The sequence below is a fragment of the Leisingera sp. S2M4 genome (assembly GCF_055398055.1).
Window position 1 is genome coordinate 92,922 of the sequence record NZ_AP040861.1, and the last position, 14,822, is coordinate 107,743.

At 62.8% G+C, this 14,822-nt stretch carries 13 protein-coding genes; 8 read left to right on the forward strand and 5 right to left on the reverse strand.

Annotation, left to right across the window (positions count from 1 at the left end; all coding sequences use genetic code 11):
• Window positions 1-4 precede the first annotated feature (4 nt).
• On the reverse strand, window positions 5-676 hold the full coding sequence (locus ACZ52D_RS00515; protein WP_222453703.1) for a TRAP transporter small permease subunit: 672 nt from the start codon (window positions 674-676) through the stop codon (window positions 5-7).
• An 84-nt stretch (window positions 677-760) separates the two neighbouring features.
• Window positions 761-1,777: a C4-dicarboxylate TRAP transporter substrate-binding protein gene (locus ACZ52D_RS00520; protein WP_222453704.1), complete on the reverse strand. Its 1,017-nt coding sequence runs from the start codon at window positions 1,775-1,777 to the stop codon at window positions 761-763.
• A gap of 487 nt (window positions 1,778-2,264) precedes the next feature.
• Here ACZ52D_RS00520 and acs point away from each other — a divergent pair, with 487 nt between their 5' ends.
• The 8 genes from acs to ACZ52D_RS00560 all read left to right on the forward strand — a co-directional run bounded on the left by acs (window position 2,265) and on the right by ACZ52D_RS00560 (window position 11,749).
• Window positions 2,265-4,220: an acetate--CoA ligase gene (acs, locus tag ACZ52D_RS00525; RefSeq protein WP_464442119.1), complete on the forward strand. Its 1,956-nt coding sequence runs from the start codon at window positions 2,265-2,267 to the stop codon at window positions 4,218-4,220.
• Window positions 4,217-4,885: an adenylate kinase gene (locus tag ACZ52D_RS00530; RefSeq protein WP_464442120.1), complete on the forward strand. Its 669-nt coding sequence runs from the start codon at window positions 4,217-4,219 to the stop codon at window positions 4,883-4,885. Before acs ends, ACZ52D_RS00530 begins: the two co-directional genes overlap by 4 nt.
• Before the next feature lie 202 nt (window positions 4,886-5,087).
• The gene (locus ACZ52D_RS00535; protein WP_222453707.1) at window positions 5,088-5,372 is read left to right on the forward strand and encodes a DUF4212 domain-containing protein; all 285 of its coding nucleotides are present in this window, start codon (window positions 5,088-5,090) and stop codon (window positions 5,370-5,372) included.
• A 1-nt stretch (window position 5,373) separates the two neighbouring features.
• Window positions 5,374-7,158, forward strand: a complete 1,785-nt coding sequence (locus tag ACZ52D_RS00540) for a sodium:solute symporter family protein (protein ID WP_369926445.1) — start codon at window positions 5,374-5,376, stop codon at window positions 7,156-7,158.
• Window positions 7,159-7,351: 193 nt separating this feature from the next.
• Window positions 7,352-9,175, forward strand: coding sequence for a DUF294 nucleotidyltransferase-like domain-containing protein (locus tag ACZ52D_RS00545; protein ID WP_464442123.1), 1,824 nt, complete (start codon window positions 7,352-7,354; stop codon window positions 9,173-9,175).
• 85 nt (window positions 9,176-9,260) lie between these two features.
• Entirely contained in the window at window positions 9,261-9,776 is a 516-nt protein-coding gene (locus ACZ52D_RS00550) for a hypothetical protein (protein ID WP_464442125.1), read from the forward strand.
• 2 nt (window positions 9,777-9,778) lie between these two features.
• Window positions 9,779-11,188 (forward strand): 3'-5' exonuclease, encoded by a 1,410-nt coding sequence (locus ACZ52D_RS00555; RefSeq protein ID WP_464442127.1) that lies wholly within the window; start codon window positions 9,779-9,781, stop codon window positions 11,186-11,188.
• A gap of 60 nt (window positions 11,189-11,248) precedes the next feature.
• Window positions 11,249-11,749, forward strand: a complete 501-nt coding sequence (locus ACZ52D_RS00560) for a flavin reductase family protein (protein ID WP_222453712.1) — start codon at window positions 11,249-11,251, stop codon at window positions 11,747-11,749.
• Between the two features lie 60 nt (window positions 11,750-11,809).
• Here the strand turns inward: ACZ52D_RS00560 and ACZ52D_RS00565 are convergent, their stop codons facing one another.
• From ACZ52D_RS00565 to ACZ52D_RS00575, 3 genes are all read right to left on the reverse strand, one after another.
• A complete protein-coding gene (locus tag ACZ52D_RS00565) occupies window positions 11,810-12,721 on the reverse strand; it encodes a 4Fe-4S dicluster domain-containing protein (protein ID WP_464442129.1) in 912 nt (303 codons plus the stop codon).
• Window positions 12,722-12,918: 197 nt separating this feature from the next.
• The gene (locus tag ACZ52D_RS00570; protein ID WP_464442131.1) at window positions 12,919-13,905 is read right to left on the reverse strand and encodes an ABC transporter substrate-binding protein; all 987 of its coding nucleotides are present in this window, start codon (window positions 13,903-13,905) and stop codon (window positions 12,919-12,921) included.
• 69 nt (window positions 13,906-13,974) lie between these two features.
• Entirely contained in the window at window positions 13,975-14,820 is an 846-nt protein-coding gene (locus tag ACZ52D_RS00575) for an ABC transporter permease (RefSeq protein WP_464442133.1), read from the reverse strand.
• Between the last annotated feature and the right edge of the window lie 2 nt (window positions 14,821-14,822).

Below are 14,822 nucleotides of genomic sequence, written 5' to 3' on the forward strand. Positions count from 1 at the left end.
TTGCTTACCCCTGCCCGTTGTCACCGCGGTCGGACGCCACGGCATCGCTGTCGTGACCCTCCAGCTGTTCTGCTTCGGCCGCCGCCAGTTCCGCCGCGCTCTGGATCAGCGGCACCGCAACCGGGCGATCCAGCCCGAGAACCAGCGCCCGTCCGTACCCCCAGACCTGCAGCAGCAGCCGCACCGCCAGCACGGCAAAGGCCACCGGCGCCAGCAGTTTGGCTGGCCAGATCGGCAAACCGATATCGATAGAGCTGTCACGGCTCCACATCGGCGCGGCAAAATCGAAGGAGCGCAGGAAGTGCGACCAGCTGCCCCAGACCAGCGCAAGGATCAGCAGCAGGATCAGCAGAACCGAGAGCAGTTCGAACAGCCACAAGGCGCGCCCTTTCAGGGCACCGATGAAGATGTCCATGCGGATGTGGCCGCCACCGCGCTGCACATAAGAGATGCCCATGAAGGCAATCAGCGGCATGATCTGCTCGATCCAGTCGACATAGCCGGGCAGCGGCGCGTTGGCCGCGTTGCGCCCTCCCACCGAGACCACCGCGAGCACCATCAAAGAGAACACTGCCAGCCCACTGAGCAACGCCAGCAGGCGTTCAACCTGCACCAAGTTTCGATCAAGCCTGCTGATCAGGCTGCCATCTTCCAGCACTGCTGCGCCTGCGGCCATACCCTGCCCCCTCCTTGGAAATTTCGCCACGACAAGAAAGGGCCGGAGCAGATGCGCCCGGCCCTACCGCGTGTCACGCCCGTATCAGCTGCCTGAGCGGACGTCGTTCAGCGTCTTCTGAACCAGGTCGTACAGTTCCTGCGCGGGCAAGCCCTGATCGGTCATGTCCTTGATCCACTGCGCGTGGATCGGATCACCCGCCACCTTGCGGAACTCGGCCAGTGTCTCGTCCGAGATGACCACTTTCTCAACGCCTTTTTCCTCCAGCACGCTGTCCCATTTTTCCAGCAGCGCACCGTAGTTTTCGAGGTAATGGGCGATGGCTTCATCCACCGAGCTGTCCAGCGCTTCGCGCTCGGCATCGCTCAGGGCCTCATAGGCATCGGTGTTGACGACCACCGGGCAGTTCACGGTGCCGGGGTTCAGGTTGGAAGTCCACCAGTCGGCCTTGTTGATGGTGCCAAAGCTCAGATGTGCGTGCTGGGCAAAGGCGACGGTGTCGACAACGCCGGATTCCATCGCGTTATAGGCCTCGGTCGCGGTCACCGAGGTCGGCACCGCGCCAACCGCAGAGAACGCCTGCCCGATGCCACCGGTGGCCCGCACCCGCATGTCCTTGAACTCTGCGAGTTCGTCACGGGGCTCACCTGTGCCGACGATGTTGTACTGCGGCATCGGCGAGGTCATCAGCAGCTTCGCATTCCAGCGCGCCAGATCCGCCTGCACCGCCGGATGCGCATAGACCGCGTGAGACACCGCCACTTCTTCTTCCAGCGTGTTCACGCCCAAGAACGGCAGTTCCAAAACCGTGATCGAGGGGTTCTTGTCCCGGTGGTAGCCGGCACAGAACTGCGCCATCTCGAAGGCACCGATCGAGATGCCATCAAGGTTTTCCTTGTTCTTGGACAGGCCACCATAGCTGATGTTCATGGTGAACTCGCCGTTGGTTTTTTCCGAAACCAGCTCGGCCAGCTTTTCGACGTGCTCGGTAAAAGCGCGGCGTTTGCCCCACAGTGACACGTTCCATTCAGTTGCCGCGGCCTCCCCCGCCATTGCAACACCAGCCGTGGCCGCCACGGCAGCGGTCAAAATTCTGTTCATGATGTAACTCTCCCTTATTGCGCCCTTCTTGGCCCGGCAGCGGGCCGGAGAGGTGCGCTTGCAAATCAGGCTAGCGGCAAGGTTTAGCGCTGCCAACCCCTAAGAGGTCAGCGCAACACCAGACCTTCGACGCATCATGGCTGCGCCCCGATCCCGGCCCTGGCACAATATGCCGCAGCCGACACGGTGCCATTTGCCACGCGGTGGAGGCCCAACCCGGGGACCGCCGGGCGGCTGCGACAAGACATCACAAAAGAATATTTACACCCAAGACACTGATTTTAGGCACTAGACTTACGAAAATAGAAAAATTCTTCACATACAACTCAGACCTCGGGAAACTTCTTCACAAGCAAATGCTGAAAATCCAGATAGTTATTCACAAATTTTCAAGCTGCCGTATTATCAGGCACAGGAGGAAACGGTTTGACAGCCACGACACAGCGTTGTCGTTTGTCTTGCCAATATATTTCTGGGAGGAAACCGAATGAACGCGCTGCATGCAGACGCCGTCTATCCGCCATCCGACGAAACCGTTGCCCGTGCACATGTGGACGCCGCAAAATACCAGGAGTTGTATGACGCCTCGCTGGCCGACCCCGAAGCTTTCTGGGACGAACAGGGCAAGCGCATCGACTGGATCAAGCCCTATAGCAAGGTCAAGGACGTCGATTTCAACTTCGGCAATGTCTCGATCAACTGGTACGCCGATGGCACGCTGAACGTTTCCGCCAACTGCATCGACCGCCACCTGGAAACCCGCGGTGACCAGACCGCCATCATCTGGGAGCCCGACGATCCGAACGAGGCCGCGCAGCACATCACCTACAAGGAGTTGCACCGCAACACCTGCCGCATGGCCAATGTGCTGAAAGACCTCGGGGTCTCCAAGGGCGACCGGGTGGTGATCTACCTGCCGATGATTCCCGAAGCGGCTTACGCGATGCTGGCCTGCGCCCGAATCGGCGCGATACATTCCATTGTCTTTGCAGGGTTTTCGCCTGATGCGCTGGCCGCTCGTATCAATGGTTGCGACGCCAAGGTGATCATCACCGCCGACGAAGCCCCCCGCGGTGGCCGCAAAACGCCGCTGAAGTCCAACGCCGATGCCGCGCTGCTGCATACCAAGGACACGGTGAAATGCCTGGTGGTGAAACGCACCGGCGGCCAGACCACCTGGGTAGACGGGCGCGACCACGACTACAACGCGCTGGCCCAGAACGCCGCCGACAGCTGCGAACCGGCCGAGATGAACGCCGAAGATCCGCTGTTCATCCTGTATACCTCCGGCTCCACCGGCCAGCCCAAGGGCGTGGTGCACACCTCCGGCGGCTATCTGACCTATGCGGCGCTGACCCATGAGGTCACATTCGATTACCACGACGGCGACATCTACTGGTGTACCGCGGACGTGGGCTGGGTTACCGGCCACAGCTACATCGTCTACGGCCCGCTGGCCAATGGCGCCACCACGCTGATGTTCGAGGGCGTGCCGACCTACCCCGATGCCAGCCGCTTCTGGCAGGTCTGCGAAAAGCACAAGGTGAACCAGTTCTACACCGCCCCCACCGCCATCCGCGCGCTGATGGGCCAGGGGCCGGAGTTCGTCGAGAAATGCGATCTCAGCAGCCTCAAGGTGCTGGGCACCGTGGGCGAGCCGATCAACCCTGAGGCCTGGAACTGGTACAATGACGTGGTCGGCAAGGGCAAATGCCCGATCGTCGACACCTGGTGGCAGACCGAGACCGGCGGCCATCTGATGACGCCGCTGCCGGGAGCCCACGCGACCAAGCCGGGCGCGGCGATGAAGCCCTTCTTCGGCATCCAGCCGGTGGTTCTGGACCCCACCAGCGGCGTCGAGATCGAGGGCAACGGCGTCGAGGGCGTGCTCTGCATCAAGGACAGCTGGCCGGGCCAGATGCGCACGGTCTGGGGCGATCATGAGCGCTTCGAGAAGACCTATTTCTCGGACTACAAGGGCTACTACTTCACCGGCGACGGCTGCCGCCGGGACGAGGACGGCGATTACTGGATCACCGGTCGTGTCGATGACGTGATCAACGTCTCCGGCCACCGCATGGGCACCGCCGAGGTCGAAAGCGCGCTGGTGGCCCATGCCGCCGTGGCCGAGGCCGCCGTCGTGGGCTATCCGCATGACATCAAGGGCCAGGGCATCTACTGCTACGTGACCCTGATGAACGACCGCGAACCCTCCGAGGAGCTGCGCAAGGAACTGCGCACCTGGGTGCGGACGGAAATCGGCCCGATTGCCTCGCCGGACGTCATTCAGTGGGCCCCGGGCCTGCCGAAGACACGCTCGGGCAAGATCATGCGCCGCATCCTGCGCAAGATCGCCGAAAACGACTTTGGCAGCCTCGGCGACACCTCGACGCTGGCGGATCCGTCGGTGGTCGACGACCTGATCGCAAACCGTGCAAAATGACACGACCCGCGGTACTGATCCTGCTGGGGCCTCCGGGCGCCGGCAAAGGCACCCAGGCGCGGATGCTGGAGGATGAGTTTGGCTATGTGCAGCTGTCCACGGGCGACCTTCTGCGCGCGGCGGTGGCTGCGGGCTCGCCTGCGGGCCTCGCTGCCAAGGCAGTGATGGAAGCCGGCCAGCTGGTCAGCGACGAGATCGTGATCAACATCCTGCGCGACCGTTTGGCGGAGCCGGACTGCGCCAAGGGGGTGATCCTTGACGGCTTTCCGCGCACCACGGTGCAGGCCGAGGCGCTGGACGATCTGCTGGGCGAGACCGGCCAGAAGATCAACGCCGCCATCAGCCTCGAGGTGGACGATGCCGCGATGGTCGAACGCATCTCGGGTCGCTACACCTGCGCTGGTTGCGGCGAAGGCTATCACGACAGCTTCAAGCAGCCCGCCAAGGCAGGCACCTGCGACAAATGCGGCGGCACGGAGATGAAGCGCCGCGCCGACGACAATGCCGAAACCGTTGCCAGCCGACTGGCGGCCTATCACGCGCAGACCGCGCCGCTGATTGCCTATTATGGCGGCAAGGGCGTGCTGAAATCGACAAATGCCATGGGCGGCATCGACGATATCGCCCGTGACATGGCGGCCATCGTGACGACGGCCACCAGCTAACAAACAGAAACGGGGCCGGTGCCGACCGCGCCGGACCCCGTCTTATCCGAAATGGAAATACCCGCCGGATCCGGCAGGCCCAGCGCCTGTCGGCACGGAGGTTGCATGCCTGCGCGCCCTGACCCGCGCCGGGCAAACGGAGAGCGTGTGCCCAGCCCCCGAAGGCCGGGCCGCACAGGAGAGGAAGAAGGAGGAGCCGCTGATGGCGGAACAAACCACACATTCTGCGCAGACCGCCGAGTCCGACAAGGGCTACTGGGCGGCAAACGTGCGCATCATTCTGGTCAGCCTGGTGATTTGGGCTGTCGTGTCATTCGGCTTTGGCATCCTGCTGCGACCGATGCTTGCAGGCATCAAGGTCGGCGGCAGCGATCTGGGCTTCTGGTTCGCCCAGCAGGGATCGATCCTGGTGTTCCTGGGGCTGATCTTTTTCTACGCGTTCCGGATGAACAAGCTGGACCGCGAATACGGCGTGGAGGAAGAATAAGATGGATCAGTTTACCATCAACCTGCTGTTTGTGGGCGCGTCCTTCGCGCTCTACATCGGCATCGCGATCTGGGCCCGCGCGGGTTCCACATCTGAATTCTATGCCGCCGGCCGGGGCGTTCACCCGGTCACCAACGGCATGGCCACAGCGGCCGACTGGATGTCGGCGGCGTCTTTCATCTCGATGGCGGGCCTCATCGCCTTCACCGGTTATGACAATTCGACCTTCCTGATGGGCTGGACCGGCGGTTACGTGCTGCTGGCGCTGCTGCTTGCCCCCTACCTGCGCAAGTTCGGCAAGTTCACCGTCTCCGAGTTCATCGGCGACCGGTTCTACTCCCCGACCGCGCGCGTGGTGGCGGTGATCTGCCTGATCGTGGCTTCGACCACCTACGTGATCGGCCAGATGACCGGCGTCGGCGTCGCCTTCGGCCGCTTCCTCGAGGTCTCCAACACCGCGGGTCTGCTGATCGGCGCCTGTGTGGTCTTTGCCTATGCCGTGTTTGGCGGCATGAAGGGCGTGACCTACACTCAGGTGGCACAGTACTGCGTGCTGATCATGGCCTATACCATCCCGGCCATCTTCATCTCGCTGCAGCTGACCGGCAACCCGATCCCGGCGCTGGGCCTGTTCGGCGACCACGCTGCAAGCGGCGAGCCACTGCTGGCCAAGCTGGACGCCATCGTGACCGAGCTGGGCTTCAACGAGTACACCGCGCATCACGGCGACACCTTCAACATGGTGCTGTTCACCCTGTCGCTGATGATCGGCACCGCGGGTCTGCCGCATGTCATCATGCGCTTCTTCACCGTGCCGCGCGTGGCGGACGCCCGCTGGTCGGCCGGCTGGTCGCTGGTGTTCATCGCGCTGCTGTATCTTACCGCTCCGGCTGTCGGTGCCATGGCGCGTCTCAACATCACCGAGATGATGTGGCCCAACGGCGGCATCGAAGGCGGCGCCGTGACCGTGCAGCAGATTGAGGATGATCCCAAGTACGACTGGATGGCGACCTGGCAGCAGACCGGCCTTCTGGGCTGGGAAGACAAGAACGGCGACGGTGCGATCCAGTACTACAACGACAAGAACGCTGACATGCAGGCCGTGGCCGAAGCCAACGGCTGGGCGGGCAATGAGCTGACCAACTTCAACCGCGACATCCTGGTTCTGGCCAATCCTGAGATTGCCAACCTGCCGGGCTGGGTGATCGGCCTGGTGGCGGCGGGCGGTCTGGCGGCGGCGCTGTCGACTGCGGCGGGCCTGCTGCTGGCGATCTCGTCCGCGGTGTCGCACGACCTCATCAAGGGGTCGATCAATCCGAACATCTCGGAAAAAGGCGAGCTGTTGTCGGCGCGTATCGCCATGGCCGTAGCCATTGCGGTGGCGACCTATCTGGGTCTGAACCCGCCGGGCTTTGCGGCGCAGACCGTGGCGCTGGCCTTCGGCCTCGCAGCCGCCTCGATCTTCCCGGCGCTGATGATGGGCATCTTCACCAAGGTGAACAACAAGGGTGCCGTGGCCGGTATGCTGGCAGGTCTGATCGTGACGCTGGTCTATATCTTCCTGCACAAGGGCTGGCTGTTCATCCCGGACACCAACTCCTTCACCGATGCGGACCCGCTGCTGGGCACCGTCAAATCCACCTCCTTTGGTGCAATCGGCGCGATGGTGAACTTTGCAGTAGCCTACTTCGTGTCGAAATCGACCGAGGCGATCCCCGCCGAGATCGAAGAGCTGGTGGAAAGCGTGCGCATCCCCCGCGGCGCAGGTGCCGCGCAGGACCACTAATCCCCGCAGAGACGGGCTGTCCTCCCTGCGGCCCGCCTCTTTCCTCTTGGTCCCGCCCGGTTCACACGTGGCGGGACCATTTTTGCCTCCCCCGTATTGAAGGCAAAGCCTCCAATTGCGGAGACCATCCGGGCCAGACCAGACCCATGATCCGTGAAGGCAACGATATCCCGAAGACGGAGACGCCCTGCTGATGCCCCTGTCCGACACCGCCCTGCTCCGTTTTCTGAACTCGGTTCATCCCTATGACAGCCTGCCGCCGGTCGTGCTTCGGAAACTGGCCCCCAAATTCCATCTGATCGAGGCTCCGGCCAGAACGCAGGTCTACGCCCTCGGAGAAAATCTGGACGGGCTTTACCTGGTGCACACCGGCGAGGTGGAGGTCACCGATGAAAACGGCATTCCCGTCTCCAACCTCGGACCGCGCAATTCCTTTGGCGAACGCGGGCTGACCCGCGGCGGGCGGGCCGTAACCTCGGCCGTGACCACCGCCGACAGCCTGCTGCTGCTGCTGCCCGCAGCGGACTTTCACGGCCTGATGGCCAGCCAGCCAAAGGTCGCCCGCTTCTTTGACCGTCGCCGCCCCGGTAGCCCCGCAAGCAACACCCTGGCCACCATGCGGGTCGCCGACATCATGTCCCGCCCCCCTGTCACCTGCCCGGTTGAACAGACCTGCCAGGGCGCCGCGCAGCTGATGCGCGATCAAAACATCTCCTCGGTCTGCGTTACCCAGCGCGACCAACTGAAGGGTATCCTCACCACCCGCGACCTCACGTCGAAACTGCTGGCACAGGGATGGCCCGCCACCACGCCGGTCGCCGATGTGATGAGCCGGGATCCGCTGACGCTATCGCCCTCCGCACTCGGCTCGGAGGTCCTGCAGATGATGATGGAACACGGCATCGGACATATCCCGGTGGTCCAAGGCGACGCATTGGTCGGAATCGTCACACAGACCGACCTCACGCGGTTTCAGGCCGTGAACTCCGGCGAGCTGGTGCTGACCATCGCACGCGCCGCCAGTGTCGAGGACATGGCGCGGGCCACTGCCGAAATCCCCCGTCTGCTGGTGCAGCTGGTCGCTGCCGGAAACCGGCACGAGGTCGTGACACGTCTGATCTCCGACATCGCCGACAGCGTAACCCGCCGTCTGCTCGCGCTGGCCGAGAAGACACTGGGACCACCGCCGGTGCCTTATCTGTGGCTGGCCTGCGGCTCGCAAGGTCGGCGCGAGCAGACCGGCGTGACGGATCAAGATAACTGCCTCATCCTGGCGGACGGGCTGGCACCGGGCGACGACGCATATTTCGCCCAACTTGCGCAGATCGTCTGCGATGGCCTCCACCATTGCGGTTACATCTATTGCCCCGGCGACATGATGGCGACCAACGCAAGATGGCGCCAGCCGGTTCACATCTGGCGCAGCTATTTCCGCAACTGGATCGCGCGCCCCGATCCAGAAGCGCAGATGCTGGCCTCGGTCATGTTTGACCTGCGGCCGATCGGCGGCGACCATTCGCTGTATGGCGTTCTGCAGGGAGAAACCCTGGGAGCGGCGCGTCAGAATTCCATCTTCACCGCCCACATGGTGGCCAATTCCCTAAAACACCAACCGCCGCTGGGATTGCTGCGCGGTCTGGCGACCATTCGGTCGGGCGAACACCGCAACACGCTGGACATGAAGCACAACGGCGTTGTGCCAGTGGTTGACCTGGGCCGCATCTATGCGCTGACCGGCGCCATTCACTCCGTCAACACCCGCGCCCGCCTGGAAGCCGCTGCCGCCACCGGCCTGCTGAGCCCGGCAGGTGCGCAGGATCTGCTCGACGCCTACGACCTTATCGCCCAGACACGGCTGGAACATCAGGCGCAGCAAATCCGCAGCGGCGAAATGCCAGACAACTATCTGGCGCCGTCTGATTTGTCGGATCTTGAGAGAAGTCATCTGCGTGATGCGTTCGTTGTGGTAAAAACCATGCAATCAGCGGTGGGTTACGGCAGGAGGCTGCTGAGCTGATGTTCGCCCCGCGCAGCCTGCCGGGCGCTGGACGCCAGCGCCAAGTGAGCAAGACAGGACGGCCCCGGGCCTATGGAGAAGAGACATGTTTCTGGAACTGATCGGCGTGATTTTCGCAGGTTTCGCAGCTGCGGGTCTGGTAATGCTGCTGGGCAAGTTGCTGGGAGGTCGCCTGCCGCGCTGGCTGGCCCCCGTGGCGGCGGGCCTAGCCATGATCGCAGCGACAATCACCTCGGAATACGGGTGGTACGCGCGCAGCGCGGCTGCCCTGCCGGAGGGGGTGGTGGTCGCACAAACCGTCGAAAACCGCAGTTTCTATCGTCCGTGGACCTACGCAGTGCCCTATGTCGACCGCTTTGCAGCCGTCGACACGGCCACCCTCAAGTCCCACGTGGACCATCCCGGCATCTACCTGGCGGATGTGTATTTCTTCGGTCGCTGGTCCGCCGTGCAGAAACGGCCGGTCTGGCTCGACTGCGCGGGTGGGCGCCGCGCCCTTGCCACGACCGGCACGCCCTTCACCGACGGACGCCCCGCGGCAGAAAACTGGATCCCCGCCGCTGAGGATGACCCCATCCTGCGCGTTGCTTGCGGAGCCTGACCATGCTGTCCGCTCTTGGCCTGCGCCTGCGCATTTTCCTCTTTTTCTGCCTCCTGGCCCTCGGGGCCATCGTGGTCACTGTCGCCGCGCTCTGGCTCGGGTACAGCCGTGCAGGAGAACCGGCGTTGCGCGATGCGTTCGTCTTTGTCGGCCTCTTCAGCGGGTTCTGCATGCTCGGCCTATGCGCCGCGATCTGGCTGCTGTTCGACGAAAACGTCGCCAAACCCATCGAGCAGCTGGCGGCAGCCATGCGCGCCCGCGCCCATGCAGGCGTCAACCGCGAGCTGGACACCCATGGCGCGCGCTACCTTGGCGACCTCGCCCCGGCGGCACAGGGGCTCGCGGGGCAGCTAGGTCAGGCCGCGCTCGCCTCTGCCGAAGCCATCGCGCGGGAAACCGAACATCTGGAAGCCGAAAAGAAGCGTCTCGCCGCCCTGCTCACCGATATTCCCATCGCGACGGTCATGGCCAGCACCACCCACCAGATCGTGCTGTATGATGGACAGGCCGCCGCTGTGCTGGCACAGGAGGCCCCGCCCCGCCTGAACGCCCCCTTGTCGGACTATTTGGACCTGAACGGTCTGCAGGCCGCCTATGGCCGCATGATGCGCAGTGGTCGCGACTTGCGCACGCGCGTCAAAAGCGCAAATGGCGAGAGAGTTCATGACCTCCACCTGAAGCCATTGGGCGACGCGCCGGGCTATATCATCCTGTTCGAAGGCACCGCAGCAGACGCTGCCCCGCCGCAGTCCCGCCCTCTGGTCTATGATTTTGCCCTGCTCGATTCGAACCATGAGGAATTGAACGACCGCACGCTCGACAGTCTCAGCTACGTGGTGTTCGATACCGAAACCACCGGGCTGTTGCCCCACAAGGATGAGATCGTGCAGATCGGCGCCCTGCGCGTCGTCCGCGGCCGCATCATTCCGGGCGAAACCTTCGAGACACTGGTCGATCCCGCCATCAAAATCCCCGCCAGCGCCACGCGGGTGCATGGGATCACCGACGCCATGGTCGAGGGCGCGCCAGGCATCGCCGAAGCGGCACGCGCCTTTCATCGTTTTGCCTCCGACGCCGTGATCGTGGCCCATAACGCGCCTTTCGACATGGCCTTTCTGCACCGCCACGCCAAGCGCAGTGGCGTCACCTGGGACCAGCCTGTCCTGGACACCGTCCTGCTGAGTGCCGTGCTGTTTGGCACCTCACAATCGCACACGCTGGATGCGATCTGCGACCGGCTGGAGATCTCGATCCCTGCGAAGCTGCGCCACACCGCGATGGGGGATGCGCGGGCCACGGCGGAGGCCTTCTGCAAGATGCTGCCCATGCTGCAGGCGCGTGGCCTGACCACCTTTGAGGCACTGCTCGAGGAAACCCGACGGCATTCGCGTTTGATTGCGGATATGAACTAGGTAGACAATTGCGCCCATGCGTGGCAGGTCACTGCCCGAACCGGAGAGAAGGCGCAGGACATGGCCGACACCAGCTTTATACCAGGTCCGGACATGGTCCGGGCCTACCGCGATGCGCTCGGCTGCTTTGGCACCGGCGTGACCGTCGTCACGACCATGACCCCCAACGGACCGCTTGCAATCACCGTCAACAGCTTCACCTCCGTTTCGCTGGATCCTCCGCTGCTGCTGTGGTGCCCCGCCCGCAGTTCGCTGCGCCACGACACTTTCGTCGCCGCACAGCATTTTGCCATACACGTAATGGCGGAAGACCAGCTACTGATGGCAAAACATTTTGCCGCCCATGGCGAGGATTTTTCCCCCTTCTCTTGGGCGCCCAATGCAAATGGCGCCCCCGCCCTGGAGGGCGTTCTCGCACGGTTCGATTGCCGCCATTACGCGACCCATCCGGCAGGTGATCACAGCATCATTCTGGGCCAGGTCGACAATGTGACCACCCGCCCCGGCAAGGGGCTGATGTTCAAACGTGGTCAATACGGCGGCTTCCTGCAGCAAAGCTGAAACACGTCGAGGCAACAATTCGCGAATTGTCCGCGTGGCAGCATGCGGATGCGTTTGCGGTCAGGACACGTTCTGCCTCCGCGTCTCCGCTGTAGAAACGGAGCGAGGCGAAGCAGGCGCAAGTCGCAACGGAAGAACCGCGCCCGCGGACAAGTCCATCTGTGGTGCCAACCCCAGAGCGCGTTGCGGACATATGGAAACACACAATCCGCATTGAACGCAGTTTGTTTCAACAAGGTTCAATTCGCAGCCATTTTCCGACAGGCTCAACGCGTCCGAAGGGCATACCCAGACGCAGCTGCTGCAGCTGTTGCACAGGTCACGATCCAACACGACCGCCCCGTAGGGTGATTGGTCAGGCAACGGCACCAGCTTCCGCTCCAGGGGCAGAAGCGCCGCAGCACTGGCCCGGGCTGAATCACGACGACTGCCCACGGCCAACACTCTAGGGTCGACAGGCGCGTGCCACTCAACCCCTTGCGACAACCCTTGCAGCAACTCCCGGGAGGTGTTGAACAGCTTGATCCGATCGGCAGCGCCCAATCTGCAAGCCAGCTCGACCTCCCGCAACTGGTTACGAAGACCATGGCGGCCAATGGTCTGAAGGAAAATCATGTCGAACCCGCCGGCCAGGGCATGCAGAAGATCCGGGTGCGTGATCTTCTCGAGGCAGCAGACCGCCACCGGACAAACATCCCCCTGCAGAGGTCCGCTCATCTCTGGCACCATCGGCTCGACTTCGAACAGCAGCAATATCTGCGCGCGTCCCGTCTCCTGCTTGCGCAGGTAGGCCGCATCGCATTGGGAAATCAAAGGGAGGTCGCAGCTGCGCTTGATCAGAGACCGCAAGGCAGGACGGCCCTGAACGGCATCGCGCTTGCAACAGCCATCCACATCCGACGAGGCGCACAGGCACAACTTCTGAGGTGGACTGCCAGCCCATGCTTGCCCTTCCGAGATATAGGCGCGCATTTCTCCCATAGGATGTATATTAACACATTTATCCACACCGCAAACTTGTATGTGGGAAATTCCTCTGTTTTATCGCCCCTTTAACTTCACGATGGAATTGCATAACCCGCCGCATCATCTGACACGGCGGGTGTGGCTACCGCGACGCTGCGGGTCGCAGCAGTGTACTGCGCGACCGCACAGCGAACGCCTGCGGCCTATTTCAAGGCTGCGTCGGTGATCACATGGGTCCAGGCACCTTCCGGCTCCTTGGTAATGACGGGCGACGAACCGCCAGTCAGCAGCGTGTCCACCGTGCGCTGGTAATCTGCGGGATCAAGTGCGCCGTCGCTTCCGGACGTCAACTTGGCAATCTCACGCATCATTCGTTGCTGGTGGGTCTCCGTCTGGGCGCCCGAAGCATCGTTGTCGAGCACGATTTCTGCCGCTTCATCCGGGTTCTCTTCAGCGTATTTCCAACCCTTCATGGAGGCCCGCACGAAACGCTGCATCTTGTCGACGAACTCAGGGTCCTCCAGCTTGTCCTCCAGCACATAGAGGCCATCCTCCAGCGTTGCGACGCCCTGATCCTCGTATTTGAAGGTGATCAGCTCATCCTCGGAGACACCCGCGTCAATGACCTGCCAATATTCATTGTAGGTCATGGTCGAGATGCAGTCGGCCTGTCGCTGCAACAACGGGTCCACGTTGAAACCTTGTTTCAAGACCTCGACACCGTTTTCGCTTTTGCCTTCCGTGGAGATGCCCAGCTGGCTCATCCAGCTCATGAATGGGAATTCATTGCCGAAGAACCACACGCCCAAGGTACGGTTGGCCAGGTCCGCAGGCTCGGAAATGCCGGTGTCCTTCCAACATGTCAGCATCATCCCTGACGACTTGAAGGGCTGGGCGATGTTGACCAGCGGCAAGCCCTTTTCGCGTGCCGCGAGGGCGGCAGGCATCCATTCCACAGTGACATCGGCACCGCCGCCTGCGATCACCTGGGTCGGGGCAATGTCGGGGCCGCCGGGCAGAATGGTGACATTGAGGTCCTCTTCCTCGTAGAACCCTTTGTCCTGTGCCACATAGTAGCCGGCGAACTGCGCCTGGGTCACCCACTTCAACTGCAGGGTCACGTCATCCGCGGCCTGCACCGCGGAGCCAGCCCCCAAAGCCAAGGCCGCCGCTGTCATGATATATTTCATCGCATAGTCTCCCAGTTGGTTGTTTTTGACTTCTGTTTATTCTTGTTGTTGATCCTTCCCTGCCCGGCCTCAGCTGCGCTGCGACGGGTGCCAGAAGGTCAGGGTCTTCTCTATCAGCGCAACCAGCCCGTAAAAGGCCGAGCCAGCCAGCGCCGCCACCACGATTTCCGCCCAGACCATGTCCAGTGCCAGCTGACCGACGCTGGTGGATATGCGAAACCCCATGCCTACAGTGGGCGAGCCGAAGAACTCCGCCACGATCGCGCCGATCAGCGCGAGGGTGGTCGAGATCTTCAGCCCGTTGAAGACAAACGGCAGCGCCGCAGGCAACCGCAGCTTGAAGAAAGCCTGCCAATAGCTTGCCGCGTAGGTCTGCATCAGATCGCGCTGGATGGCCGAGGTTTCGCGCAAGCCCGCCACGGTGTTCACCAGCATCGGGAAGAACACCATCACAACCACGACCGCCGCCTTGGACTGCCAGTCAAAGCCGAACCACATCACCAGGATCGGCGCGGTGCCGACGATGGGCAGCGCGGCCACGAAGTTGCCCACGGGCAGCAGCCCGCGGCGCAGAAAATCACTGCGGTCCACCAGGATCGCGGTCAGGAAGGCCGCCGCGCAGCCGATCACATACCCCCCCAGCGCGCCCTTCAGGATGGTCTGCACGAAGTCCTGCCACAGGATCGGCAGGCTGTCGGCAAAGCGCGCTGCAATCACCGAAGGCGCCGGCAGGATCACTAGGGACACCGCCAGCCCGCGCACCAACAGCTCCCAGACCAGCAGAACTGTCATGCCAAAGATCGCCGGCACCAGCAGCTGCACTGTTCGGGTCTGCGCTGCCGGACTGGTTGCCAAACGCGCGTTCAGCCACCAGCCGAGACACCACACCACCACCGCAAGCACGACCATCACCATGG